Source organism: Janthinobacterium darwini, from assembly GCF_051380905.1.
In the GTDB taxonomy this organism is placed as follows: Bacteria; Pseudomonadota; Gammaproteobacteria; order Burkholderiales; family Burkholderiaceae_D; genus Janthinobacterium.
The window spans coordinates 2,972,643-2,998,777 of sequence record NZ_JBNYXX010000001.1 but is presented as its reverse complement, the minus strand read 5'-3'; the positions used below and the strand labels follow the sequence as shown (position 1 = coordinate 2,998,777).

At 64.2% G+C, this 26,135-nt stretch carries 21 protein-coding genes; 9 read left to right on the top strand and 12 right to left on the bottom strand.

Annotated features, from left to right (window positions below):
• Window positions 1-141: 141 nt before the first annotated feature.
• The gene (locus tag ACQ4WZ_RS13800; protein WP_133992655.1) at window positions 142-1,794 is read left to right on the top strand and encodes a methyl-accepting chemotaxis protein; all 1,653 of its coding nucleotides are present in this window, start codon (window positions 142-144) and stop codon (window positions 1,792-1,794) included.
• On the opposite strand, the gene ACQ4WZ_RS13795 is transcribed toward ACQ4WZ_RS13800, so the two are convergent.
• The 3 genes from ACQ4WZ_RS13795 to ACQ4WZ_RS13785 form a co-directional block, all read right to left on the bottom strand.
• Window positions 1,766-2,614, bottom strand: coding sequence for a DUF2071 domain-containing protein (locus ACQ4WZ_RS13795; RefSeq protein WP_436573677.1), 849 nt, complete (start codon window positions 2,612-2,614; stop codon window positions 1,766-1,768). The genes ACQ4WZ_RS13800 and ACQ4WZ_RS13795 overlap by 29 nt on opposite strands.
• Window positions 2,615-2,677: 63 nt before the next feature.
• A complete protein-coding gene (locus ACQ4WZ_RS13790; RefSeq protein WP_101480476.1) occupies window positions 2,678-3,460 on the bottom strand; it encodes a 3-hydroxybutyrate dehydrogenase in 783 nt (260 codons plus the stop codon).
• A gap of 91 nt (window positions 3,461-3,551) precedes the next feature.
• On the bottom strand, window positions 3,552-4,628 hold the full coding sequence (locus tag ACQ4WZ_RS13785; protein WP_436573676.1) for an AraC family transcriptional regulator: 1,077 nt from the start codon (window positions 4,626-4,628) through the stop codon (window positions 3,552-3,554).
• Window positions 4,629-4,767: 139 nt separating this feature from the next.
• Between ACQ4WZ_RS13785 and ACQ4WZ_RS13780 the strand changes: the two genes are divergently transcribed.
• From ACQ4WZ_RS13780 to ACQ4WZ_RS13765, 4 genes are all read left to right on the top strand, one after another.
• Window positions 4,768-6,378, top strand: a complete 1,611-nt coding sequence (locus ACQ4WZ_RS13780) for an FAD-binding oxidoreductase (protein ID WP_436573675.1) — start codon at window positions 4,768-4,770, stop codon at window positions 6,376-6,378.
• Window positions 6,375-7,943, top strand: coding sequence for a glycerol-3-phosphate dehydrogenase/oxidase (locus tag ACQ4WZ_RS13775; RefSeq protein WP_436573674.1), 1,569 nt, complete (start codon window positions 6,375-6,377; stop codon window positions 7,941-7,943). The genes ACQ4WZ_RS13780 and ACQ4WZ_RS13775 overlap by 4 nt, the downstream gene beginning before the upstream one ends.
• Before the next feature lie 63 nt (window positions 7,944-8,006).
• Window positions 8,007-8,294, top strand: a complete 288-nt coding sequence (locus ACQ4WZ_RS13770; protein ID WP_436573673.1) for a hypothetical protein — start codon at window positions 8,007-8,009, stop codon at window positions 8,292-8,294.
• Between the two features lie 2 nt (window positions 8,295-8,296).
• A complete protein-coding gene (locus tag ACQ4WZ_RS13765; RefSeq protein WP_436573672.1) occupies window positions 8,297-9,877 on the top strand; it encodes an FGGY-family carbohydrate kinase in 1,581 nt (526 codons plus the stop codon).
• Between the two features lie 30 nt (window positions 9,878-9,907).
• Here the strand turns inward: ACQ4WZ_RS13765 and ACQ4WZ_RS13760 are convergent, their stop codons facing one another.
• The 3 genes from ACQ4WZ_RS13760 to ACQ4WZ_RS13750 all read right to left on the bottom strand — a co-directional run bounded on the left by ACQ4WZ_RS13760 (window position 9,908) and on the right by ACQ4WZ_RS13750 (window position 13,850).
• On the bottom strand, window positions 9,908-11,266 hold the full coding sequence (locus ACQ4WZ_RS13760) for a diguanylate cyclase domain-containing protein (protein WP_101480481.1): 1,359 nt from the start codon (window positions 11,264-11,266) through the stop codon (window positions 9,908-9,910).
• A gap of 302 nt (window positions 11,267-11,568) precedes the next feature.
• Window positions 11,569-12,762 carry an aminotransferase-like domain-containing protein gene (locus ACQ4WZ_RS13755; RefSeq protein ID WP_101480482.1) on the bottom strand — a complete coding sequence of 398 codons (1,194 nt, stop codon included), beginning with the start codon at window positions 12,760-12,762 and terminating at the stop codon, window positions 11,569-11,571.
• A 176-nt stretch (window positions 12,763-12,938) separates the two neighbouring features.
• Complete coding sequence (locus tag ACQ4WZ_RS13750) at window positions 12,939-13,850, bottom strand: DMT family transporter (RefSeq protein WP_133992639.1); 912 nt, start codon at window positions 13,848-13,850, stop codon at window positions 12,939-12,941.
• 132 nt (window positions 13,851-13,982) lie between these two features.
• On the opposite strand from ACQ4WZ_RS13750, the gene ACQ4WZ_RS13745 reads away from it, so the two are divergent.
• The 3 genes from ACQ4WZ_RS13745 (at window position 13,983) to ACQ4WZ_RS13735 (ending at window position 17,857) form a co-directional block, all read left to right on the top strand.
• On the top strand, window positions 13,983-15,401 hold the full coding sequence (locus ACQ4WZ_RS13745; RefSeq protein WP_436573671.1) for an aminotransferase-like domain-containing protein: 1,419 nt from the start codon (window positions 13,983-13,985) through the stop codon (window positions 15,399-15,401).
• Window positions 15,402-15,499: 98 nt separating this feature from the next.
• Window positions 15,500-17,419: a molecular chaperone HtpG gene (gene htpG, locus ACQ4WZ_RS13740; RefSeq protein ID WP_101480485.1), complete on the top strand. Its 1,920-nt coding sequence runs from the start codon at window positions 15,500-15,502 to the stop codon at window positions 17,417-17,419.
• 72 nt (window positions 17,420-17,491) lie between these two features.
• Entirely contained in the window at window positions 17,492-17,857 is a 366-nt protein-coding gene (locus ACQ4WZ_RS13735) for a hypothetical protein (RefSeq protein ID WP_436573670.1), read from the top strand.
• Here the strand turns inward: ACQ4WZ_RS13735 and ACQ4WZ_RS13730 are convergent.
• The gene (locus ACQ4WZ_RS13730; protein ID WP_436573669.1) at window positions 17,834-18,565 is read right to left on the bottom strand and encodes an alpha/beta fold hydrolase; all 732 of its coding nucleotides are present in this window, start codon (window positions 18,563-18,565) and stop codon (window positions 17,834-17,836) included. The two genes, ACQ4WZ_RS13735 and ACQ4WZ_RS13730, sit on opposite strands and share 24 nt — an antisense overlap.
• Before the next feature lie 134 nt (window positions 18,566-18,699).
• Between ACQ4WZ_RS13730 and ACQ4WZ_RS13725 the strand changes: the two genes are divergently transcribed.
• Window positions 18,700-19,737, top strand: a complete 1,038-nt coding sequence (locus ACQ4WZ_RS13725) for a hypothetical protein (protein WP_101480488.1) — start codon at window positions 18,700-18,702, stop codon at window positions 19,735-19,737.
• A gap of 2 nt (window positions 19,738-19,739) precedes the next feature.
• Here ACQ4WZ_RS13725 and ACQ4WZ_RS13720 read toward each other — a convergent pair whose 3' ends face one another.
• The 5 genes from ACQ4WZ_RS13720 to kynU all read right to left on the bottom strand — a co-directional run bounded on the left by ACQ4WZ_RS13720 (window position 19,740) and on the right by kynU (window position 25,620).
• Complete coding sequence (locus tag ACQ4WZ_RS13720; RefSeq protein ID WP_436573668.1) at window positions 19,740-20,765, bottom strand: leucine-rich repeat domain-containing protein; 1,026 nt, start codon at window positions 20,763-20,765, stop codon at window positions 19,740-19,742.
• Window positions 20,766-20,767: 2 nt separating this feature from the next.
• Window positions 20,768-22,822, bottom strand: coding sequence for a toxin-antitoxin system YwqK family antitoxin (locus ACQ4WZ_RS13715; protein ID WP_436573667.1), 2,055 nt, complete (start codon window positions 22,820-22,822; stop codon window positions 20,768-20,770).
• A gap of 96 nt (window positions 22,823-22,918) precedes the next feature.
• The gene (locus ACQ4WZ_RS13710; protein ID WP_436573666.1) at window positions 22,919-23,464 is read right to left on the bottom strand and encodes an RBBP9/YdeN family alpha/beta hydrolase; all 546 of its coding nucleotides are present in this window, start codon (window positions 23,462-23,464) and stop codon (window positions 22,919-22,921) included.
• Between the two features lie 9 nt (window positions 23,465-23,473).
• Entirely contained in the window at window positions 23,474-24,361 is an 888-nt protein-coding gene (gene kynA, locus ACQ4WZ_RS13705) for a tryptophan 2,3-dioxygenase (protein ID WP_133992627.1), read from the bottom strand.
• A gap of 8 nt (window positions 24,362-24,369) precedes the next feature.
• The gene (gene kynU, locus ACQ4WZ_RS13700) at window positions 24,370-25,620 is read right to left on the bottom strand and encodes a kynureninase (RefSeq protein WP_101484447.1); all 1,251 of its coding nucleotides are present in this window, start codon (window positions 25,618-25,620) and stop codon (window positions 24,370-24,372) included.
• Window positions 25,621-26,135: the final 515 nt, after the last annotated feature.

The following is a 26,135-nucleotide window of genomic DNA, read 5'->3' as shown; positions in this document are numbered from 1 at the left end:
AGCCACGGCTGGAATTAAGTATATTTTGTTAATAACAAAATATTAAAATAAGGGTGCCAGTGCCGCGTCCGTTTTCCTGTCTGGCGACTGTGCCTTGTCCGCTTACCCGTCACCGTACGGGCTACCTCTGAGGATGTGACCATGCGACTCAATCTTCCCGTCAGCGATACCGAGATCAATCTGAGCGATACCGAGACCATCGTCTCGACTACCGACTTGCAAGGCAATATCACGTATGCGAACCCGTACTTCATCGCCGTCAGCGGTTACAGTGGGGAAGAGTTGATAGGCGCGCCGCAAAACATTCTGCGCCATCCGGACATGCCGGTCGAAGCGTTTGCCGATTTCTGGGCCACCATCCGCTCAGGGCGTTCGTGGAGCGGCATGGTCAAGAATCGCTGCAAGAATGGCGATTACTACTGGGTGCTGGCGAACGTGACGCCGGTGGTCGAGGATGGCGTGGCTGTCGGCTACATGTCCGTGCGCACCAAACCGACGCGCCAGCAGGTGGCGCAGGCATCCGCCCTGTACGCGCGCATCAAGGCGGGGCAGGCCGATGGCATCGTTATCAGCCAGGGCGCGGCGGTGCGCACGGGCTGGCTGGCCAAGGTGCTCAGCTTGCGCGACCTGGCGCTGGGCAAGCGCATTGGCTGGAACCTGGGTTTGCTGAGTTTGGTACTGCTGCTGCAGCTGGCGTGGACTGCGGGCGTGCTGCCGGCAAGCGCGGGCGGCTGGCTGACGGGCCTGTCCGCGGTGGCCTTGTGCGCGACCCTGTATTTCTGGCATAGCTTGTACCGCGCCGTGCTGCAGCCCTTGCAGCAGGCGCGCCAGGCCTGCGACGTAATGGCAGGCGGCGACCTGACAGGCGAGTTCGACACCACGCGGCGCGACGAGATGGGGCAGCTGCTGCGCTCCTTGCGCCAGTTGCGCGTGAACTTGCACTCCATCGTCGGCGATGTGCGTGGCAATTTCCTGCGCATCAGCATGGCAAGCCAGGAAATTGCCGCCGGCAATATGGACTTGTCGGGCCGCACCGAAGCGCAGGCATCGGCCCTGGAGCAGACGGCATCGAGCATGGAGCAGCTGGCGGCCACGGTGCAGCAAAACAGCGGCAACGCCGTGCAAGCCAGCGACATGGCGGGCAAGGTGCATGGCCTGGCGGGGCGCGGCGGCGAGATCGTCGGCCAGGTGGTGAGCATGATGGCGGAAATTAACGCATCTTCGAAGAAAATCGGCGACATTACGGGTATTATCGAAGGCATTGCCTTCCAGACCAATATCCTCGCCCTGAACGCGGCCGTGGAAGCGGCGCGCGCGGGCGACCAGGGACGTGGTTTTGCCGTCGTGGCGGGGGAGGTGCGCAGCCTGGCCCAGCGCAGTGCGTCGGCGGCCACGGAAATCAAGCAATTGATCACGGCATCGCTGGCCCAGGTGCAGGCGGGCGCGAAGCTGGCGCAACAGGCGGGCGCCAGCAGCGCCGAGATGCTGGGCGCCGTGCAGGGCGTGCATGGCATCATGGAGGAGATCGCCTCGGCCTCGCGAGAACAGAGCCATGGTATCGGCCAGGTCAACATGGCCGTCACGCAGATGGACGAGGTGACGCAGCAGAACGCGGCGCTGGTGGAGGAATCGGCGGCCGCCTCTGCGTCGCTGCAAGACCAGGCCTTGCAGCTGGAGCAAGCCATGGCCTTGTTCAAGCTGGAACGGCGGAGCCGGGGGCAGGCGGGCCCTGCCAAGCCCCTGCGCGCACCGGAGCGCCGCCGCGCTACAGCAGGCGCTCTGACAGCGCCTTGAAGTCCACTTGCGGTACGAGAAAGGCAAATGGCTTGGATAGGGGCGGCAGCTGCCCCAGCATGCCGCAGTCGGCGCGCAAGGCCGTCAGCGCTTGCACTTGATCCACATCAACGGGCAGGTCGATTTCGCCGAAAACCAGCTTGCCGTTGCGCGGCACGTGCGCGATGGCCGCATCCTGGCAAGCCAGGAAGGCGACGGCATCGTGCCAGTTACCGAACAGCGCTTGCCAGTCGGCATCAAGATCATGCTTCGCGGTGATGTCTGCCTGCACATCCAGCGCAGGGGCGCTGCCGGTCCCGCCTGCAATGCTGCAGTGCGCCTGCGTGGCGCTGACTTCCAGTGTCATGTTGTCGGCCAGGTGCGTCGGTAATATATCGCTGAACAGCCGCGTGCCCAGCGCATGTGGCAAGCCATCCATGATGTTTTTCAAAAAAAACACGCAGGGCACGGCGGGCGCTCCCCGTGGCGTGTGGTCCAGATATAAACGCCAGTTGCTTTGCAGGGGCGATGGCAGCAGCCGGCGCAAGGGGCCTGGCAGGGCAGGGCCGAAATGTCCGTGGCGGTAGCTCAGCACGGTAAACGGCGTCTTGCCGTCGCGCTGCCACAAGGTCACGCCGGCGGGCAACAGCCGCTGCGCTGCCCGGGCGTCCACCAGCCAGCTCACGTAGACGACGTCGCGCACGTCGCTGTGCAGGGTAAGGAAAGGCAGGCGGGACATGACAGCCTGGCGCACGTTGGCAAAGTGCGTGCAGTTGGCAAGCGCGGCAAACAGGCGTCCTGGCCAGCCCGCGCGCGGGTGACGGTAAGTATTGTCTTGCAATGGGGAAGTCCTTCGGTTGCGGTGATGCAGGCGGACGGCGCCGCCTGCCGTAAACGCCAGGTGTTACTGCATGTGCCAGCCGTGGCTCACTACGATGGACTGGCCGCTCAGCGCCGTCGACGGGAAGGCTGCCAGGAAGACGGCCGTTTGCGCCACGTCCTGCGTGGTGGTGAATTCGCCGTCAATCGTGTCTTTCAGCATCACTTTCTTGATCACATCTTCTTCGCTGATGTTCAGCTGGGCCGCCTGTTCGGGGATTTGCTTGTCGACCAGCGGCGTGCGCACGAAGCCGGGGCAGATGACGTTGGCGCGGATGTGATCTTTTGCGCCTTCCTTGGCCACGACCTTGGCGAGGCCAAGCAAGCCGTGCTTGGCGGCAACGTAGGCGCTCTTGAAGGGCGACCCTTCGTGCGAATGCACGGAACCCATGTAGATGATGGCGCCGCCGCGGCCCGCCTTGATCATTTCGCGCATGCAGGCGCGCGTAGTAAGGAAAGCGCCGTCCAGGTGGATGGCCAGCATCTTTTTCCACTGATCGAACGGGTAGTCGACGACGGGGCTGATGATCTGGATGCCTGCGTTGCTGATCAGGACATCGATGCCGCCAAAGTGGGCCACGGCATCCGCCACGCCCTTGTCGACCTGTGCTTCGCTGGAGACATCCATGGCGACGGCAAACGCCTGGCCGCCCGACTGCCTGATTTCTTCGGCCGTCTTGCTGGCCGCTTCCAGGGCAAGGTCGGCGATGACCACCTTGGCGCCTTGTTTCGCGTATTCAATGGCCATTTCCTTGCCGATACCACTGGCGGCGCCGGTAATCAGTGCGACTTTGTCTTTGAGTTGCATATTAATCCTTTGCATTGCGGGTTGGAGTGATCGTGGAATTCAGACTATGCCAGTATAGCCAGAAAACGCGCCAGGCATGGCCCGCGCACGCCTACAAACCGGCTTGCCTTGCCTGCATTTCTTGCAGGCGCCAGGCGCCGGGATTGGTGCCCGACCAGGTGCGAAACGCGTGATTGAAGGCGCTTTGTTCCTGGTAGCCCAGCAGGAAGGCGATGTCGACCAGCGACAAATCCGGTGCGCGCAAATAATCGCGCGCCAGGCCGTAGCGGGTCTGGTCCAGCAGGGCCTGGAAGCTGGTGCCCGCGTCGGCCAGCTTGCGCTGCAGGGTGCGCGGCGTGACGGCCAGCGTGGCGGCAACGCTGGCCAGCCGCGCCGAACCCTGGCGCAAGCCGGCCACGATGGCCGCGTGTACCTGCGCCTCGATGGCGCCGCCGTTCTCTGCTGCGGCATGGCGCTGCGCCAGCAGTTGTTCCGCATGCTGGCACAGTACTGGGTACAGGCTGACGTCGGCGTTCGGCACGGGCCAGTCCAGCAATTGCGCGTCAAAGGTGGCCGTGTTGGCGCTGGCGCCAAAGGCGGGCAGGCTGCCCAGCACGCGCACGTATTCGTCGCGGTGCGCGGCGTGGCGCAGCAAGTCGCCGCCGCCATCATGGGTAAACGCCAGTTGCGCCGGCGGCAACGGCATGCCCGCCAGCCAGTCACCGCACACGCGGATGCCGGCAAAGACGCTGTCGACCAGGTGCCGGCTGGCGCCCGGATAGTGGCTGGTCCAGCGGTAATGCGCGAGAGCTCCATCGCGCTGCAGGGTCGAGCGGCCCAGGTCGTGCGCCAGCCGTTCATAGCGTGCCGTCTGTTCCAGCGCCTGGCCCACGTTGCTGCAACTGAGTAAAATCAGGCCATACGCGCTGTAAGTGCCCATGCGCACCCGCTGGCCCACGTGCAGGCCGAAATGCGCGTCGCCCGCCAGCTGCGCGCCCGCATCGAGCAGGTGCACGTAGTCGTGCGCGGCCAGACTGGCCGCTGTCGCTTCCAGGCTGTGCGGCGCCACGCCGGCCGCGCTTGCCAAGATGGTGGCAGTGATGCCGTGCGCGCCGGCCGCTTCGAGCAGCGGCTGCAGATAGGCGCCGGCGACCCGGCCTTCCGCGTCGCGGCTGTCAATGCCTGGCATGATGGAACAATGCAATTGTCATGAAAAACCAATACCCTTCGTCTTAGGCGGCATATGCTATTGATCTAGCAAGAAAATCAGGCAAGGACAGTATAGCAAGCCGCCGTGGCGCGCAACTGGCCAAACACAGGGGATGTCGATGCAACGCTGGAATGGGTGGGGGGACGAGAGCGTCACGTATGCGCTGAGCGCGGAGGCACTGGCTTTTTTGGGCGAGCGCCTTGGGCCGGGCAGCGGCATGCTGGACGCCACAATGGACGACGTTTGCGCGCAAGTGCCCGCGTCGCGCCTGGCGCCGCATCCGCTGATCGATACCACGCCCGCCACGCGTGTGCGTCATGCGCTGGGCCAAAGCCTGCCCGACTGGTTTAAATTGCGCCACGGTCGCATCGGCGCCGTGCCCGATGGCGTGGCCTTTCCCGACAGCGCGCTGCAAGTGCGCCAGCTGCTCGAGTATGCGCGCCAGGCGTGCGTGGCCGTGATACCCCACGGTGGCGGCACCAGCGTGGCAGGGCACCTGACGGTGGCGGCGGGGCCGCGCCCCGTGCTGGCGCTGAGCCTCCGGCGTTTGTCTGCGCTGGGTCACCTGGACCGCGAAGCGCAGCTGGCCACGTTTGGCGCGGGCGTGTATGGCCCCGACCTGGAAGCGCAGCTGCGCGCGCACGGCTATACCCTGGGCCACTATCCGCAGTCGTTCGAATACTCCACCCTGGGCGGCTGGATCGCCACGCGCTCGTCGGGCCAGCAATCGCTGCGCTATGGCCGCATCGAGCAGCTGTTCGCGGGCGGCGAGGTGGAAACGCCGTCCGGCACCATGAGCATCCCCACGTTTCCCGCCTCGGCGGCCGGCATCGACCTGCGCGAAATGGTGCTTGGTTCCGAGGGGCGGCTGGGCATCCTGACGCAGGCCACCGTGCGCGTCTCGCCGCTGCCGCCCTACGAAGCATTCCATGCCGTGTTTTTCGCCGACTGGGGCAAGGCTCAGGCGGCCGTGCGGGCGCTGGCCCAGTCGCGCCTGCCCCTGTGCATGCTGCGCCTGTCGAACGCGCTCGAGACGAAAACCATGCTGACCCTGGCCGGGCATGAAAGACTGGTGGGACTGCTGGAGCGCTACCTGTCCCTGCGTGGCTGTGCGGAAGAAAAATGCATGCTGATGGTGGGCGTCAGCGGAGACGCGAAACCGGCGCGCGCAGCGCTGCGCGGCGCCTTGGCGCTGGCGCGGCGGCACAAGGGCGTGCACGTGGGACGCCACATGGGCGACAAGTGGAAGCAGGGGAGATTTCGCAACGTCTACCTGCGCAATGGCGCCTGGGAACACGGCTATGTCATCGATACGGTGGAAACGGCCGTTGACTGGCCCCGTGTCACGGCGATGATGGCGGCACTGGAGCAGGCAGGCGCCAATGCGCTGGCGGCGCATGGCGAGCAGGTGCACGCATACACGCATCTGTCGCACGTGTACGCGCAGGGCGCCAGCGTCTACACCACGTATGTGTACCGGCTGGCGCATACGTATGAAGAAAACATGGCGCGCTGGCGTACCTTGAAAGACGCCGCCTGCGCCGCCATCGTGGCCAATGGCGGCACTATCAGCCACCAGCATGGCGTGGGCACGGACCACGCTCCGTGGCTGGCCGCCGAAAAGGGAGAATTGGGCATCGCTGCCATGCGCGCGCTGTTCCGTCAGGTCGACCCGCAGGGCATGATGAACCCCGGCAAACTGCTGCCTGAGGCGGGGAGCGGCTTGTGAACAGGGCGGATCTGCCTGGCCTCCTGGCGCGCGACTGGGATGTGCTGATCGTCGGCGGCGGCATCACGGGCGCCGGCATCCTGCTGGAAGCATCGCGGCGCGGCCTGAAGGCGCTGCTGGTGGAGCAGCGCGATTTCGCCTGGGGTACGTCGAGTCGCTCCTCGAAGCTGGTGCACGGCGGCTTGCGTTATTTGAAGCAGGGACAGTTCGCGCTGACGCGCGAATCGGTGCATGAGCGGCAAGCCTTGCTGACGGATGCGGCGGGCCTGGTCGAGCCGCAGGGCTTTGCCTTTGGCGACTACGCCGGCAGAAAACCGGGGCGGCGCCAATTCATGCTGGGCCTGGCCATTTATGACGTGATGGCGGGCCGGCGCGCGCGCCGCTATGTTAATGCCGTCGATTTTTCCATGCTGGCGCCGCACGTCCAGCGCGAAGGGCTGCAAGGCGGCATGCTGTACCAGGATGCCAAGACAGACGACGCGCGCCTGGTGCTGCGCGTGCTGCAGGAAGCGCGGCGCCATGGCGGCGTGGCCTTCAATTACCTGGGCGTGGAATCACTGCTGCGCGAGGGCGACAAGGCCGTCGGCGCCAGTTTGCACGATGCGCTCGACGGCGCGGTAGGCAGCGTGCGCGCGCGCCTGGTGATCAGCGCCACGGGTGCCTGGGCCGACGGCCTGCGCGGCCAGGTGGGAGAAAAGCCGAAGCTGCGGCCCCTGCGCGGCAGCCATCTGCTGCTGCCTGCCTGGCGCCTGCCGCTGGCGCAAGCCGTCAGCCTGATGCACCCGCAGGATGGCCGTCCCGTGTTTGCGTATCCATGGGAGGGCGTGACCCTGGTGGGCACCACCGATGTCGATCACGGCGCCAGCCTGGACCTGGAGCCTGCCATTACGCGCGGCGAACTCGATTATCTGATGACGGCGCTGCGCTGGCAGTTCCCGCAGCTGGCGCTGGGCGAAGACGATGTGCTGGCCACGTTTGCCGGTGTGCGGCCCGTCATCGACAGCGGCCAGCTTGACCCGTCGAAGGAAGCGCGCGAACATGCGCTATGGCTGGAAAACGGCTTGCTGACGGTGGCCGGCGGCAAGCTGACGACGTTTCGCGTGATCGCCCTTGACGCGCTGCGCCGCGCCGCGCCGCTGCTGCCGGGCTGGCAGGCGGATTTGACGCCCTTGCCTATTTTTGACGCCACGCCGCCCCTGTCGGGCAAGGCCTTGCTGCTCGATGTCGAACAGCGCGCGCGCCTGCTGGGCCGTCATGGCGCGGCCGCGCAAGCCCTGTGCGATGCGGCGCACGACGGCGAACTGGAGCAGATTCCCGGCACGCAGACCCTGTGGGCGCAGCTGCGCTGGGGCGCGCGCAACGAGGACGTGCAGCACCTGGACGACCTGTTGTTGCGGCGCACGCGCCTCGGTTTGCAGCTGGCCGGCGGCGCGCTTGCTATCATGCCGCGCCTGCGTGCCATCTGCCAGCGTGAACTGGGCTGGGACGATGCGTGCTGGGAGGCGGAACAGGCGCGCTACCTGGCACTGTGGCGCAGTCATTACAGCGTGCCGCAAGGCAACTGAAGCAAAGATAAAAATATAAAAGAGGAGAGCATCATCGAGACCATCCTGTTTGGCCAGCCCCTGGTGCTGGGCGAGGCCCGCATCACCTATGACAGCCTGTCGCCGCTGGACCTGCGCCAGCCCGTGGATGTCCTCGTCGACGATCTGGGGGAAGACCTGCTGCAAATCACGTGCGCGAATGGCGACATCGTCGACGTAGGCTGGTATCCGGCCTGGAGCGAACAGGGACGCTTGCGCGTGGTGGCCGTGCGCGGGCAGGACTGGGAAGCGCCCGTGTTCAGCGCGCAGCCGGAAAAAGATCCGCAGGCGCTGCTGCAGGCACTGCGCTCCGCGCTGGCCAGCGTGGCATAACCATGGACTCCGTAGCGGGCAATGGCCCATATATACTCTCCATCGACAATGGCACACAAAGCGTGCGCGCGCTGCTGTTCGACAGGGATGGCAAGCTGGCGTCCAAGGCGCAAGTGTTCCTCGATCCGTATTTCTCCGAGCATCCCGGCTGGGCCGAGCATGATGCCGACGGTTACTGGCAAGCCGTGTGCGAAGCGTGCCAGCAGCTGTGGCGCAGCACCGTCATTGAAAAATCGTCGGTCGTAGGCGTGGCCGTGACCACGCAGCGCGGCACGGTGGTCAACGTGGATGAACATGGCGTACCCCTGCGTCCCGCCATCACCTGGCTGGACCAGCGCAGCACGCGCCAGATTCCCCGGCTGGCGCCTTGGTGGCGCGCCGCTTTCCGCGTCACGCGCCTCGAGGGCACGATCGCGTACTTCCGCCGCGAGGCCGAGATCAACTGGATCGCGGCACACCAGCCCGATATCTGGCGCCGCACGCACAAATTCCTGCTGCTGTCGGGTTTTCTGAATCACCGCCTCTGCGGAAAGTATATCGATTCGACGGGTTCGCAGGTGGCCTACATCCCGTTCGACTACAAGCGCCACGCCTGGGCCGGCCGCTTCGACTGGAAGTGGCAGGCACTGGCGATTCAACGTTCCATGCTGCCGGAGCTGGTGACGCCGGGCACGCGCATGGGCGCCATCACCAGGGCTGCCGCTGCGGCGACGGGAATCCCTGAAGGTACGCCCTTGCTGGCGGCCGCCGCCGACAAGGCGTGTGAAGTGCTGGGCGCCGGCTGCGTCGAACCGCATGTGGCGTGCCTCAGTTACGGCACCACGGCCACCATCAACACGACCAACCGCAACCACGTGGAAGTGACGCGCTTTATTCCGCCGTATCCGGCCGCCATGCCGGGCGCCTACAGTACGGAAGTGCAGATTTTTCGCGGCTATTGGATGGTCAACTGGTTCAAGGAGCAGTTCGGGGACCGCGAACGGGCGGCGGCCGCCGAAGATGGCACGGGCTTGTCCGCCGAGGCGCTGTTCGACCGTCTGGTCGAGGCCGTGCCGCCCGGGTCCATGGGATTGATGCTGCAGCCGTACTGGAGCCCTGGCATCAAGGTGCCTGGCCCGGAAGCGAAAGGCGCCATGATCGGCTTTGGCGACGTGCACACGCGCGCGCACATCTACCGCGCCATTCTCGAAGGCCTCGCGTATGCGCTGCGCGAAGGCAAGGAGCGCATCGAGCGGCGCAGCGGTATTGCCATTACGGAGCTGCGCATCGCGGGCGGTGGCTCGCAAAGCGACGCGGCCATGCAGCTGACGGCCGACATCTTCGGCATGCCCGCCGCGCGCGCCCACGTGTATGAAAGTTCGGGCCTGGGCGCGGCCATCGCCGCCGCCGTGGGGCTGGGCTGGCATGCGGATTTTCCCGCAGCCGTGCAAGCCATGACGCGCAAGGGCAAGGTATTCCAGCCGAACTCCGGACACAGCAAGGTCTATGAGCAACTGTATCGGCGCGTGTACCAGAAGATGTACGCGCGGCTGCAGCCCCTGTACCGCGAGATCGCCGACATTACCGGCTATCCTGAAAAGTGAAGGTGAAGGTGAAGGTGAAGGTGAAGGTGTCTAGGGCTGGACGAGCGCCTTGACCATTTCCCGGGCCATGCTGCCCGAATGCGTGGCGCGCACCTGGTTGCGCCCCCCTTCCTTGGCCACGTACAGGGCGCGGTCGGCGGCGACGAACAGCGCTTCGCGGTCGTCCAGCTGGTGCGGGAAGATGGTCGCCACGCCGATGCTGACGGTGATCCACGGCGAGGTGGCGGAGCGGGGGTGCGGCAGTTGCAGTGCTTCGATGTGCATGCGGATGGCTTCTGCCAGATGCAGGGCGCCGTCGGCGTCCGTGTCGGCGAACAGCATGACGAATTCCTCGCCGCCGTAGCGGGCTGCCAGGTCGCCCGGGCGGGCGGCATGCGAGGCGATGGCTTGCGCCACCTGCTGCAGGCAGCTGTCGCCGGCCGGATGGCCCAGGCTGTCGTTGTATAGCTTGAAGTGGTCGACGTCGAGCACCACCAGCGACAGGGCGGCGGCGCCGCGCACGGCGCGCTGCCACTCTTTTTCCAGGAAACTGTCGAAATGCCGGCGGTTGGCGATCTTTGTCAGCGGGTCGAGGTAGGCGGCGCGCTGCAAGGCGTTCTCGGACTGCTTGTGGTGCGTGATGTCATGCAACAGGCCGATATACAGGGGCTGGCGCAGATACATGGGCGTGAGCGTCAGGTCCATGCTCAGCGTCGCGCCGTTGCGGTGGCGGACCGCCACTTCGCGCGTGCCGTGGTTGTGCGCCGTCTCCGGATTGGCTGCGTACATGGTGAAGTAATCGAGGTATTCCTGCGTCACCAAGGGGCTGAGCAGTTCAGCGATCGAGCGTCCGGCCAGTTCGTTTTCGCGGTAGCCCAGGTACTGGTCGCAGGCGGGGTTGGTGTACTGGATGCGCCCGTCCGCCTCGATGATCAGCAAGCCCTCGGCCATGTTGTTGACGATGGTGCGCAGGCGCTCGGCCTGTTCCTGCTGGGTTTCATTGCTGCTGCGGATGTGCAGCTGGGCGCGCACGCGCGCACACACTTCGGCCATGCGCAGCGGTTTGCTGATGTAGTCGACGGCGCCGCAGTCGAAACCGGCCACCACATCTTCCGTTTCTGTCCTGGCGCTCATGAAGATGACGGGAATGCCCTGCGTCAGCGGATGCTGCTTGAGGCGGCGGCACGTTTCGATGCCATCCATGTCCGGCATCAGCACGTCGAGCAGGATCAGGTCGGGATGGGCGCGCTGGGCGATCTCCAGCGCCCGTTCGCCGGACGTGGCGACATAGGTTTGATAACCCTGTTCGCTCATCAGCTTGCGCAGCAGCTCAAGGTTGGCCGGCGCATCATCGACAATCAAAATGGCGGCGTCGTGCCGCTGGGAATGCCCCACACTGCCTGGACTCATTGCTTCCGGCCTTCTCGGATGTACTCTGCGATGCCAGCGTTTGCTGCACCTTCGGTGATGCTGACTAGGTTCAAATCGGATACAGCGGTTAAATCATACCGCCTTGCCAATTTCTTGGGTGGAAAAATCGATGCTGAAAGAGGCGGTAAAATATTATTCTTATATTGTTTTTATGATATTTTTAAGAATATATACACGTAGTAGTTATCGTGATGGCGGTTTTTAGGTGGAAAAGACGCGTGCCCCTTGGTGCTGGGGCAGCAGTGACACGCCCCGCGTCAGGCGGGGCGTGAGGAGTGGAATTACATTTTTGCGGCGATCAGTTTGCCCAGAATGGCGATACCCTCGCGGATGCGTTCCGGCGGCACCGTAACGAAGGACAGGCGCAGGGTGTGCGTTTCCGGCGTGTTTGCATAGAACGGCGCGCCTGGCACGAAGGCGACCTTGTTGGCGATGGCTTCATCGAGCAGTTTCATGGCGTCGATGTGTTTCGGCAGGGTGACCCAGATGAACATGCCGCCTTCAGGCTTCGTCCAGGTGACGCCGGCCGGGAAGTGCTCGTCCAGCGCCGACAGCATGGCCTGGCACTGGTTGCCGTACAAGCTGCGAATGCTGGGGATATGCCGGTCCAGGAAGCCATCCTTGATGACTTCATGCACGACCATCTGCGTCAGCTGGGACGTGTGCAGGTCGGCCGCCTGCTTGGCCAGTTCCAAACGGCGCACCAGCGGCATCGGCGCCACGACGTAGCCGAGGCGGATGCCGGGCGTGAGCACCTTGGAGAACGAGCCCATGTAGATGACGCCATCCGGATTCATGTTGATCATCTTCGGATACGGCTCGCCGCTGTAGCTCAGGGCGCCGTATGGATCATCCTCGATCAGCGGCAGGCCGTGGCGGGCGCAGGTTTCCACCAGTTCCACGCGGCGCGCCACGGACAGGCTGCGGCCCGTCGGGTTCTGGAAGTTCGGCAGCGCGTACAGCAGCCGCGCGCCATCGGCGACGGGGTCGATCGACGACGGCACCAGGCCTTCGTCATCGGTGTCGACGGAAACGAATTCGGGGCGATAGACGGAAAACGCCTGGAGCGCGCCCAGGTAGCTGGGAGTTTCTACCAGTACGCGGCTGCCTTCATCGATCAGCACCTTGCCCAGCAAGTCCAGCGCCTGCTGCGAGCCGGACGTCATCAGCACTTGTTCGGGCAGGATGGTGCTGCCATTGCTGGACAAGGAGTCGGCGATCCACTGGCGCAGCGGCAGGTAGCCGTCGGTGGGGCCGTATTGCAGGGCCACCTTGCCATTGTTCGACAGGACCTTGTCGAAGGCGGTCTTCATTTCTTCCACGGGGAAGGTGGCGGGCGAGGGCAGGCCGCCGGCAAACGAGATGATCTCTGGACGCTGCGTGATCTTCAGGATTTCGCGGATGAACGAGCTTTGCAGCTGTTCCGCGCGTTCGGCAAAGCGCCATTGGATCGGATTCGGATTTTCAATTTTCATACGAGTCTCACAGAAGATGCCGAGCTGCGCCGGCTGGATTTGTTGGCCCGCTTGTGGCGGTGCGTGCGCAAGCGGCGCCGGATAGGCGTCGCCATGGTGCTGCAGTATTGTACGGCTTGCACGCCGCTCTGCCCATCTGCACGCGCAAGGGCGTTGCAAACGGGCGTCAGGCCAGCCTATTTCAGCTTGCGTCCGATGGCCACCACGGCGATCACGGCACCGGCAAACAGCAGGCTTTCGCCCGTCAATGGCTCGTTCAGCAGCACGGCCGCGCCCACCAGCGTGAGGAAGGGCTGTAGCAGCTGCGTCTGTCCCACGCGGGCCACGCCGCCCAGCGCCATGCCCCGGTACCAGAAAAAGAAGCCGATAAACATGGAAAATACGGAGATATAGGCAAAGCCCAGCCAGGCCGCGCCGCTGGCCTGCGCCATCAGCGCGCGCTGCGGCCAGGCGTTCCACAGCACCACGGGCAAGACAAAAGGCACGGCCAGCAGCAGCGCCCAGGAAATTACATGCTGGCCCGGCATGGCTTGCGCCAGGCGTCCCCCTTCGGCATAGCCGAGTGCAGCCAGCAGCACGGCGGCAAAGATCAGGCAGTCGGCCAGGTGGAAGCTGCCGCCGCCCTGGCGCAGTGCGAACGCCACCACCAGCGCCGTGCCGAGCAGAGCCATCAGCCAGAAGCCCGGAGAAGGGCGTTCCTTGCCGCGCAGCACGGCAAACACGGCGGTGGCCAGCGGCAAAATGCCCACCAGCACGGCGCCGTGCGAGGCGGGCAGGCTGCGCATGGCGATCGACGTCAGCCAGGGGAAGCCCAGCACGCAGCCCAGCGACACGAGCGCCAGCGGCATCCATTGTTCGCGGCGGGGCAAGGGTGCGCGCTGCTGCCATAGCCACAGGCCGGCCAGGCAGGCAGCCACCAGGGCGCGCCCCAGGGCGACAAAGGTGGGGTCGAGTTCGGCCACCGCCATGCGCGTAAAAGGCAGGGTCAGGCTGAAGAGGATGACGGCGATGAGGCCCAGCAACAGGCCTTTGCGGTCGGCGTCGAGGCGCAGGGGGTGGCTTGGGGAGGTGGTGGCGTGCGATGGCATGGCTGTCCTGGTACGGTGGCATGGGTCTATGGGCAGGGTGGATAAATCCGCCCCGTACTGTTATCCTAGAGCTCAATTGCAATACAGTGCAAATACACTTCCACGCATAATTTCACATACTGTAATGGTCAAATGAGTCATACACTTCCTTTGCTGTCGCGCGCCTCGGGCGAAACGCTGATCGACCAGATCGTGCGTTCACTGGCGGCACGCATCGACGACAAGCTGCTGCGCGGCGGCGCGCGCATGCCCTCGATCCGCCAGTGCGCCGCCAAGCTGAACGTGTCGTGCGCCACGGTGGTGGCCAGCTACGACAAGCTGGTGGCGCGCGGCTACCTCGAATCACGGCGCGGCGCCGGCTTTTTCGTGCGCGAGCGCTCGCCATTGAACGCGCCGGCGCCACCGGCCGGCGCGCAGGATGCGGCAGCGCAGACTATGGATGTGGTGTGGCTGATCCGAAACATGTTCCGCCAGACGCCGGTCATCCCCGCGCCCGGCTCCGGCATGCTGCCCGCCGAGTGGCTGGACGGCGACCTGGTGGCGCGCGCCTTGCGCGACGTCAGCCGCCAGCCCGGCAACTTGCTGCTGGGGTATGGCGCGCCGCAGGGTTTTCTGCCGCTGCGCCAGCAGTTGCAACTGAAACTGGCGGGGCTGGAAATCGCCTGTCCGCCCGAGCAGATCGTCACCACGGTGGGCGTGATGCAGGCGCTGGACCTGGTGGCGCGCGAGTTTGTCCGTCCTGGCGAAACCATTTTCGTCGACGATCCTGCGTATTGGCTGATGTTCGGCGCCTTTGCCGCCATGGGCATGAACGTCATCGGTATTCCTCGCCTGAGTGACGGCCCCGATATCGCCGTGCTGGCCGAACTGGCGGCCTTGCACCGCCCCAAGCTGTATGTGATCAATTCGGTGCTGCACAACCCCAGCTCGACGTCGCTGTCGGCAGCCAAGGCTTTCCAGGTGCTGCGCCTGGCCGAACAGCACGATTTCCTGCTCGTCGAGGATGATATCTATTGCGACATGCACCCGGGCGGCGCGGTACAGCCGGCCACGCGCCTGGCTGCACTGGACCAGCTGCGCCGCGTGATCTATCTGGGCGGCTTTTCCAAGAGCCTGGCGGCGAACCTGCGGGTAGGCTTCATCGCCACGTCGCCGGAGCGGGCGCAGCGCCTGGCCGACCGCAAGATGCTGGCTACCCTGACCACCAGCGACATCGGCGAGCGCGTGGTGTATAAAATCCTCTCGCAGGGCCTGTACCGCAAGCATGCGGAGCGTCTGCGCGCGCGGCTCGACAATGTGCGCGAGAGAACTTACCGCAAGGTCGAGCAGGCGGGCTTGCGTTTCGAGCCGGCGCCGGCTGGCATGTTCGTATGGGCGGACGCGGGCTGCGACACGAATGTGCTGGCTGAAAAGGCGCTGGCCGAGGGGCTGGTACTGGCGCCGGGCAGCCTGTTTTCGCCGCGCCAGCTGCCGTCCACCCGCATGCGCCTGAACCTGGCCACGGTGCAGGACGAGCGCATATGGGCATTTTTCGCCCGCGCACTGGGATAAACAGGACATTGCAGGACATTCGGCCGGGGCTCTTGAAATCGCTTGTACCATCCCCAACTCCGTAGAATCCGTCCCATCCACAAGACTATGAGGTAAAAATGGCTGTCTCCGAAAAGCAAACCCTGGGTTTTCAGACCGAAGTGAAGCAAATGCTGCACCTGATGATCCATTCCCTGTACTCGAACAAGGAAATCTTCCTGCGCGAATTGATTTCGAACGCTTCCGACGCGGCCGACAAATTGCGCTTCGAAGCGATCGATAACGATGCCCTGTATGGCAACGATCACGAATTGAAGATCAAGGTCAGCTTCGACAAGGATGCGCGCACCATCACCATTTCCGACAATGGCATCGGCATGACCCGTGACGAGGCGATCTCGCACCTGGGCACCATCGCCAAGTCGGGCACCAAGGAATTCTTCGGCAAGTTGTCGGGCGACCAGCAGCAGGACGCGGCCCTGATCGGCCAGTTCGGCGTGGGCTTCTATTCGGGCTTCATCGTGGCCGACAAGATCACCGTCGAAACGCGCCGCGCCGGCGCACAAGCTGCTGAAGGCGTGCGCTGGGAGTCGGCTGGCGAAGGCGACTACAGCATCGAGAACATCGACAAGCCGTCGCGCGGCACGGACATCATCCTGCACCTGCGCGAAGGCGAGGACGAATTGCTGTCGAGCTGGAAGATCAAGTCCATCATCCGCAAATACTCGGACCATATCTCGCTGCCGATCGTGATGCAGAAGGAAGAGTGGGACGAGGAGAAAAAAGAAACCGTCCTGAAGGACGAATTCGAAACCGTCAACCAGGCCAGCGCCCTGTGGGCCCGCAACAAGGCCGACATCACGCCGGAACAGTACGACGAATTTTACAAGCACGTGTCGCACGACTTCCAGTCGCCGCTGACGCACACGCATAACCGCGTGGAAGGGCGCAGCGAATACACGCAGCTGCTGTACATCCCGGCCAAGGCGCCGTTCGACATGTGGGACCGCAACAAGCGCGGCGGCATCAAGCTGTACGTCAAGCGCGTCTTCATCATGGACGATGCCGAGCAGCTGATGCCGACCTATTTGCGCTTCGTGCGCGGGGTGATCGATTCGGCCGACCTGCCGCTGAACGTGTCGCGTGAAATCTTGCAGGAATCGCGCGATGTGAAAGTCATCCGCGAAGGCTCGACCAAGCGCGTGCTGGGCATGCTGGAAGAATTGGCGAACGCGGACGAGCAGGACAAGAAGGACAAGTACGCCGCTTTCTGGAAGGAATTCGGCCAGGTGCTGAAAGAAGGCATAGGCGAAGACGCGGCCAACAAGGAACGCCTGGCCAAGCTGCTGCGCTTTGCCTCGACCGCCAATGACAGCGACGCGCAAATCACCGCGTTCGCCGACTACGTGGCGCGCATGAAGGAAGGCCAGGACAAGATTTATTACGTCACGGCTGACAATTACGCCGCCGCCAAGAACAGCCCGCACCTGGAAATCTTCCGCAAGAAAGGCGTCGAAGTGCTGCTGCTGACGGATCGCGTCGATGAATGGATGCTGTCCTTCCTGCAGGATTTCGAAGGCAAGGAACTGGTCTCCGTCGCCAAGGGTGGCCTGGACCTGGGTGCGCTGGAAGACGAAGCGGAAAAGAAAGAGCACGAAGAAACGGAAACCTCGTACGCCGACCTGGTGGGCAAGATGAAGACCGTGCTGGCCGACAAGGCCAAGGACGTGCGCGTGACGTTCCGCCTGACCGATTCGCCAGCCTGCCTGGTGGCCGATGAAAACGAATTGTCCGGCAACCTGCTGCGCATGCTGAAGGCGGCGGGCCAGAGCGCGCCGGAATCGAAGCCGATTCTGGAGATCAACCCGAACCACCCGCTGGTAACGCGTCTGAAGTACGAAGACGCGCAAGGCGGCAAATTCGGCGACTGGGCCAACATTCTGTTCGACCAGGCCATGCTGGCCGAAGGCGGCTCGCTGGCCGATCCTGCCAGTTTCGTCAAGCGCCTGAACGAATTGCTGCTCAATACGGCGAAGTAATCGCTTTGCTGTCGACGTAATCAAGCCGGCCCTTTCTTCGTGAAAGGGCCGGCTTTTTCTTTTGGGAGTCTCATGAAAATCCGCTTGATGGCGGGCCTGGGCGCGCACGCGCTGGGCTGCCTGCTGTTTATTGTATTGAGCTGGCTGGGTTTTTACCTGTACACGCAGCTGTTCGGCAGCCTCGGTTCGCGCGGCGTGGCCGGTGGCCTGGCCTTGCTGCTGGTGTTCTATGTGTATGCGGCGACGAATCTGCTGCTGGCGCTGCTGCCGCCCGGCAGGGTGAAACTGCTGCTGTGCGGCTTGCTGGGTGCGGCGGTGTTCGCGTATCTGCTGCCCCAGCATCCGTTGCGCGCCATCTATTTCAGCGTGCTGTCGGGCGCCTTGAGCTGGCTGGCCGTGCTGGCCAGTTCACGTTTAGTTGGGCGCCTGCGGGGCTGACAGACCCGTGAGAAAGGCGGCGACCGCGCCGGCGGCCGCTTCCGGCGCCGCTTGCAGCAGCATGTGCGGCGCGGCGATATCGACCAGCTGCGCGCCCGCTGCCTGCCGCAGTATCTGCAGGGCGTTTGCCGGCGGCACCAGGCGGTCATGGCGGGCGCGCAGATACAGCACGGGCAGGCTGCCGCGCGCGAAGCTGGGAGAGGCATCTGTTTCCAGCACGGCGCGCAGGCGCTGGCGCAGCACGCTGGGCGGCACCTGCGCCAGCGCCGCTGCCAGTTCCGCCTGCAGTGGCGGCGTGGCGTAGGGCGCCAGCAGCGCCTGGCGCAGGGCGAAGCCGGGCAGGGCGCCAAAGGGGACGAGGTCCAGCAGGTGGCGCAGTGGCGCCAGCATCGGGCGCGGATTGCGCACGAAGGAACAGCACAGGATCAGGGCGCGCATGCCGGGCGGCGGATCGGCGCGCAAAGCTGCCCCCAGCGGTCCCGAAAACGATTCGGCCAGCAGTACGAAAGGGCGGTCGCACGGCAAGCGTTCGCGCACGAACGCTTCCAGTGCCGCATAATCCAGCGGTGCTGCCGGATAAGCGATGGCCAGGGTGTCGATGGCGGCGAGCGCGCGCAAGGCGGCATCAAAATGGTGGAAAAGTCGGGCCGTGCCATCCATGCCGGGCAAGAGGACAAGCAGTGTCGAGGCGGGGGGAGAGATCGTCATTGCGGCCATCATAACAGCCGCACCGGCACACCCGCCGTCCGCCAGCCGCACCGCATGGGGGCTGGCGCCATGCTAGAATCAGCGGCGCGTCATGCGTGGCCGTCACAGCGGCCAAATTCCCGACAGACAGAATCATGCATATCATCTTTTCGAATTACCGCACCCTGGGCTGCGCCTTGCTGGCAGCGGCCTGCGTCCTTTCCCAGCCCGCCCGCGCCACGGCGGCACCCTCGGCGCCTGCCGGGAAAAGCCTGTCTTCCCTGGCGGCCGGCGGTCCCTTGCCGCGCCTGAGCGACGATGCGCAGGTGCGTGCGGCCCTGTTCGATTTCTTTGGCTATGCGCGCGGCAGCTACACGGAAGACGATGAACTGCTGCTGGCGCAGGCGCTTGAAGCGATCAGCGAAAAGCGCGACGCCACGCGCACCGTACTGGCCGATGGCCGCCAGTTGCTGGCGTCGATGAATGACCGCAAGCAGGGCCGTGAACGGGGCGCCATGCTGCTCGACAAGCGTGGCGCCATCATCGCCTTTGGCCTGGTCAACGGGCATTGCCGCCTTGAGGGCCAGCCGCTGGCGAAAGTCTGCAATCCCGACCCGAATGCAGTGCTGACGGTGTTCCACCGCAAGGGCATGCTGGTCGGCGAAGCGGCGCCCTTGCTGGCCTGGTCCCGGCAATTGCCGCCCATGCTGGCGCTGATCGCGGGCGACAAGGAAGCGGGCGCCGATGGGCAGAAGATCTCCAGCGTCGAATATGTGCTGGCGCAGCCGGCCTTGCCGGGCTGGAACCGCGCCCAGCTGCCGCCCGCGTATCCGCCGGCGCTCTTGCCGCTGCTGCTTGATAAATCCACGGTGCTGACCTCGGCCGGCGCGGGCATATTTGCCTATCCGCTCACGCTCAAGGGCAAGAAACAGGACAATGTGCTGGATCATGCCGAAGGCCGCCCGCCGCGCGACCTGGAAGTGGCGCTGCGTAGCTACGCCAGTTTCGATGCGGTGGTGGAACGCTACCGCCAGCTGGCCAAGGGCGCCCGGCTCCAGCGCAACGAACGCACTGCTTACCTCGATGGCGACATGGGGCAGGGCAGCTACCGCGTCTACATCCGCAACACGGGTGCGGACGGCGTGATGATCGACGTGGCGCTGTGGCAGCGCAAGCTGGCGGCCAGCCGCTAGCATCAATAGAAGCGCGCCTTGTCGTAGCCCAGTTGCGCCAGCTGCGCGGCGATGGCGTCATCGCGTGTTTTCCTGCCGGTGCGCAGACGCGCATGCGTCAGGGACGCGGGCAAACCATGCGCCAGCAGCGCGTCGATGTCGAGCATGGTATCGGATGCCGACAGCTGGCGCAAGGTGGGCAGTGTGGCGAGGCCGGGCAGGCTGTCGAGCGTCTTGCAGGTGTGCAGGTCCAGGCGTTCGAGCATGGGATTGGGGCCCAGTGCGATCTGCCGCAGCTTGATCTGGTCTTCCACCCATAGCGCCTGCAGGAAGGGGAAACGGCCAATATCGCCCAGCGTTTCCAGGCCGCGCACACGTATCACTTCCAGTTTCTTCAACAGCGGCGCCTCGATGTGCGCGAGCGATTCGCGGCCACCCAGCTGCAACAGCAGCCTGTCCAGGCGGGCCATTTCCGATATGAAATCCAGCGGCACCTTGTTTTTGATGCGGTACAGCGACAGCTCATGCAGCGCCGGCAGGCCAGCGAGGGTGTCGATATGCTGGTGGTGGCCCTCGATGACCAGGCTGGCCAGATGCGCATAGTGGCGCAGGGGGGCCAGATCGATATTGTTCCTGGCCGCCTCGCCCAGGTTCAGGTATTCGAGGCCGCGTAAATTTTCCAGCTGCAGGATGTCGGCTTGCGCCAGCTCGTACACGCCCAGGCTCAGGCGCTTCAGGTGGCGCAGCTCGCCCAACGCTTCCAGATGGATGGCTTGCCGGTGGCAATCGATGGACAGGCTGGCCACATGCGGCAGCGCGCGCAGGATGCGGGCATCGAACACCCTCGGGTCGTAGCCGTAGATGCGGATGGTCAGCGCCGTGCCGCAAGTGGCGGCCAGGGCGTCGAGGTCGGCCAGCAGCGGCCCCGGCTCGCCCAGGGTATTGAACTGCACCAGCACCTGCTGGCCGCCCGCGATGGCGGCGCGGATCGCCCCGGCGTCGATGCGCTCGGGGTTCTGGATGCACTGCGGCTGTCTTGCTTGCGTCATTGTCACAGTCCGATGGGGTAGTCCACCTGCCTGGCGGGCGGGCAGCCTTCCGGCCCCGGGAACGTCTGCTTGCCCGTGTCATCGAAGCGCTTGCCGCAATCGACGAGCACGCGTTTGCGGAAAGTGAAAATGCTGGCCACCTTGCCGTTCGGGTGGTAGCAGATATTGTCGCCATCGCGGTCGGCCGAGCCGTAGCTGATCATGCTCTGGCCATTCACCGTGCGTGTGCTGTGGCCGCTGCGCGGTTCCGTGCATTTGAGCTGGCCGCTTTCGTAATACGCGTTGACGACGGAAGTGTCGGCGGCGCGGTCGACCAGCAGTTCGTCCTTGCGCTTGCCGTTCGGGTAGTTCGAATAGCCTTCCTGGCGCTGGCCGTACTGGAAGGCGTAGTAATACTGCGGCTTGCCGTCCGGGTAGTACATGTGATGGTATTCGCATACGTCGTCGCGCGTGCTGCCGTACTCTTTGAAGGTGCAGCGGTGGATGTCGTTGAGCAGCTGGCCGTCTTCGTAGTATTCGCGCAGGTGCGTGAGGAGTCTGCCCTGGTCGATGACGGCCAGGCGCTCCGGCTTGCCGTTCGGGTAGTAGCGCGCGTCCAGGCCCTGCTTCTTGCCGTTGTCCCACAGCGTATCGAGGCGCAGGATTTTGCCGCTGTCGTCGAACGCCTGTTCGCGGCCATCGAGCTGGCCATTGCGGTAGGTGGCCGTGTAGATCACGTATTCCTTGCCGGCAGGACCCAGATAGCGCGTGCGCGCGCCTTCCAGCACCCCCGCCTGGTAATGGTCGCGCTGACGCAGCGCGCCTTGCGCATCCGTGTCGACTGCCTCGCCCTGTTTTTTGCCTTTCACGAAAGTGACGCTTTGCGTGACCTTGTCCTTGAGCTTGAGTTTCCACGGCCCGTCGCGCAAGCCTTCGATAAAGCTGCCGTCGCCGTCTTCCGTGATCCACGCTCCATGGCGCGTGCCGTTGACGTAGTTGCCGCGCGTTTGCAGCTTGCCTCCCATGCTGCGCTCGTGCGGCCCATTCAGCTGGCCGCCCGCGTAGGTGTCGAAGCCCGTCACCTCCTCTTCAGCGGCATAGTTGACGATTGTCCAGCGGCCTTCGCGCTTGCCGGCCCGGTACATGCCGCTCTCACTCTGTTTGGGATAATCGAAGTGCCACAGGCCTTCCTGCAGGCCGTTGACGAAATGTCCCTTTTCGCTTCCTTCGTGCATGCCTTCGCGTACCCACAGGCCCTGGCGCTTGCCTTTCACGTATTGACCCCGTTCGACCACCGAGCCATCGTCCCAGGCCAGGCTGTAAATGACGGACGGGCCGTCTGCGCTGCCAGTGAATTGCTTTGGCATCGTCTCCCACGTCACTTGCCACAGGCGGTAGTTGGGCAGGATGCCCGCGCCCGCGTCGCTGTACAGGGTGTAGCTGGCGGTGAGATAGCGGTCGCCTTTTTTCTGGAAGGTTTTCTTGTAGGTGATGGCGTCCTTGCCACCGCTCGCCACGGGCTTGCCGTCATCGCTGTAGTAGCCGACGATGGTGCCTTGCGTATGGTCGATGGCGTCGAAGTCCGCATTGCCGCTCTTGCCGCGCGGGACGCTGTAGTCCATCGGCGCCAGTTTCGCCAGTGCGGCCTTGACCTGTCCCGCGTTGGGAGCGCTGCTTTGCGCCACGATACGGTTCAGTGCCGGCTGCAAGCCGTCCAGGCGCCGGTATTTGCCGGAGCTACGATGGTAGCGGTAGGCGCGTAAGCCATTTTTGTCGCCCTGGCGGAACAGCACCAGCATGGTTTGCACGCTGTCGTCCGTTTCCTTGTCCAGTGAGGCGTAGAAGACGGAACGGATGACGGCATTGCCGAACTGGTCGAGCAAAATGGGTTTCGCGCTGCTGCTCTTGCACTCGCAGTAATAGCCGTTGACGCTTTCTTTTTCCTTGAGAAAGGCGACCTCCAGGCCGCTGTCTTGCGAAGCGCTGATGGCGGGATGGGCGAGGCTCTTGCCTTCGTAGAAGGGCGCGCCGTGGGCGAGGGCGGAGCAAAGCAGCAAGGGCAGAAGCAGACGTTTCATCGTGAGGCTGGCGCCAGAGCGCCGCAATGGAAAGGCCACGATTCTGCCTGTGTTCTTACTTGCGGGCAAATACTGGTCTATCGTGCGCGCCCCGATTCAGGGCTGGTGCGCGGCGCAAAAATCCAGCAGCATATGCTCGCCTTCCGGCCACGGGCCGTAGCCGGCATCGCCATTGACATGGCCGGCGTCGCCGATCATGGTGAGATCGCTGCCCCAGGCGGCGGCAAACGCGCGTGCCCGCGCGAAGCTGACATAGGGATCATCACCGCTGGCCACCACCAGGCTGGGAAACGGCAAGGCTTGCAGCAGCATGGGCGCAAAGCCCGTCGTGCCGGCGGGATAGGAGGGCGCCTCTACATCGCTGGGGGCGACGAGGAAGGCGCCGGCGATCTTGTGCGGCGAGCCGCTGGCCGCCCAATGGGCCACCAGCGCGCAGGCCAGGCTGTGCGCGGCCAGCACGGGCGGGCGCTCGCAGGCGGCGATGGCGCTGTCGAGCTCCGCCACCCATTCGTCCTTGTCCGGCGTCTGCCATTCCCGGTGCGGCACGCGCGACCATTGCGGGTGGCGCGCTTCCCAATGGGTTTGCCAGTGCTGCGGCCCGGAATTCCACAGGCCGGCCAGGGTCAGGACGAGAGGCGACATCGATGCTCCTTAAAGTTCGGTGCGTAGGGCGAAAAGCTCCGGGAACAATACCACGTCGAGCATCTTGCGCAAATAGCTCACGCCCGCCGTGCCGCCGGTACCTGTCTTGAAGCCGATGATGCGTTCCACCGTCGTCACATGGCGGAAGCGCCAGAAGCGGAAGGCCGTTTCCAGATCCACCAGCTTTTCTGCCAGCTCGTACAGGGCCCAGTGTTTCGACGGGTCGCGGTAGACTTCCAGCCAGGCCGCTTTTACCGAGGCGTCGGTGGTGGTTGGCAGGGTCCAGTCGGCGTTCAGGCGCTCGGGCGCGATGGGCAGGCCGCTGCGCGCCAGCAGCTTGATGGCTTCATCGTAGACGGATGGCGAGCGCAGGGCGGCATCGAGCACTTTGTAGGTGTCGGGTGCCGTCGTATGTACATTCAGCAGGGCGGCGTTCTTGTTCCCCAGGATGAATTCGATTTCGCGGTACTGGAAGGACTGGAAGCCGGACGAGGCGCCCAGGTAGGGACGGATGGCTGTGTATTCGGGTGGCGTCATGGTGGCCAGTACGTCCCAGGCATGCACCAGCTGGTCCATGATGCGCGCCACGCGGGCCAGCATTTTAAAAGCGGGCGCCAGGTCGCCGCTTTGCAGGTTGGCGCGCACGGCGTGCATTTCGTGCAGCATCAGCTTCATCCACAGTTCGCTCGTCTGGTGCTGCACGATGAACAGCATTTCGTTGTGGTTCGGCGACAGCGGATGCTGGGCCGTCAGGATGCGGTCCAGTGCCAGGTAGTTACCGTAGCTCATCGATTCGCTGAAATCCATCTGCGCGCCATGCCACTGCGCATCCTGGGCGCCCGCATGCATGGGGCAGCCGCTGGTGTTTTCCTTGTTCATATTCTTGTCGTCGCTCATGGGATGCTTCAGGTGACGGCATCGCGCTTGGCGGCGATGTCATAGGCTTGGGTGTCGAGGATGTCGCGCAGGATTTCCACGGCATCCCACACGTCGGCAAAGCTCGTGTACAGGGGCGTGAAACCGAAGCGCATGATGGCCGGCTCGCGGTAGTCGCCGATCACGCCGCGCGCGATCAGCGCCTGCATCACGGCATAGCCGTGCGGATGCGTGAAGCTGACCTGGCTGCCGCGCCGCGCATGCTCGCGCGGCGTGACGAGGCCCAGCGGATGGCTGGCGCAGCGCTGTTCCACCAGGGCGATGAACAGGTCCGTCAGAGCCAGCGACTTGCGCCGGATGGCTTCCATGCTCGTCTGCGCAAAGATCTCCAGGCCGCATTCGACCAGGGCCAGCGAGACGATGGGCTGCGTGCCGCACAGGGCGCGGGCGATACCGTCGGCGGGCGCAAAGCCCGGATCCATGGCGAACGGCGTAGCGTGGCCCCACCAGCCGGACAGCGGCTGGCGGAAGCGCGCCTGGTGTTTTTCGGGTACCCAGATGAAGGCGGGCGAGCCTGGGCCGCCGTTCAGGTATTTATAGGTGCAGCCAACGGCCAGGTCGGCGCCGGCGCCGTTCAGGTCCAGCGGCACGGCGCCGGCCGAATGGGCCAGGTCCCACAGCGCCAGCGCGCCTTGCGCGTGGCAATGGCTGCTGATGGCTGCCATGTCGTGCTGGTAGCCGGTACGGTAGTTGACGTGCGTGAGCATGGCGACGGCACAATCGGCGGCTATGGCCTGCGCCAGCTCCTCGGGGCTGTCGACCAGGCGCAGCTGGTAGCCGCGATCGAGCCAGGCGGCAAGACCTTGCGCCATGTACAGGTCGGTAGGGAAGTTGCTGCGTTCGCTGACGATGATTCTGCGCGCGGCATGCGCGGGATCGCTGGCCTGCATCTGCAGGGCGGCGGCCAGGGCCTTGAACAGGTTGACGGAGGTGGTGTCGGTGATCACCACTTCACCCGTGCCGGCGCCCAGCAGGGGGGCCAGGCGGTCGCCCAGGCGCTTGGGCAAGTCGAACCAGCCGGCGGTATTCCAGCTGCGGATCAGGTCGGTGCCCCATTCGGCCGTAATGACGTGCTGGGCGCGGGCAAGGGCCGCTTTCGGCCGCGCACCCAGGGAATTGCCATCGAGGTAAATCACGCCTTGCGGCAAGTCGAATTGCTGGCGCAGGGGCGCCAGGGGATCGTCGAGATCGCGCGCGCTGCAGTCGTGTCGAGAAATCATGGTGGCTTTCATGTTGATACTTGTCTCAAAGGCATGATATTGCTTGAGGCTTAAAGTATTGTGCGGAAGCAGGCAGTGTAGCAAATCCCCGCCAAAATGCGGAATTTTCGCCCCGGATGGGATGCGGAAAGTATCTCTTTGCCGGGCGTCAACGAAAAAAATCACCTTTTTTTTAAAATATTTTCAAATCACCCTAAAGTTTAGCCAGACGCCGCCGTCAACGATTACATGAACGGCGTCAAGCCGCCAAAAAGAATGCGGGTTTTAAAATATTTTTCAAAAAAACCCTAAAGTTCCTGTCAAGGCAGCCGTTATCTAGGTAAGCAGACTTGACTTTGGTCAAGTTGTTGTAAAAAAGTGATATTTTTTACAGGCCTGAAACTGGGTAAATCCCACACAGCGGCCACCTTCCACATCCGCGCCGCTACGGGCGTGCGACCATGATCGAGTAGTGTTTGTCAGACAAACACCTACGGTCCTGCCCGTCATTTCCCGACCAAAAATACAGTGCTTCG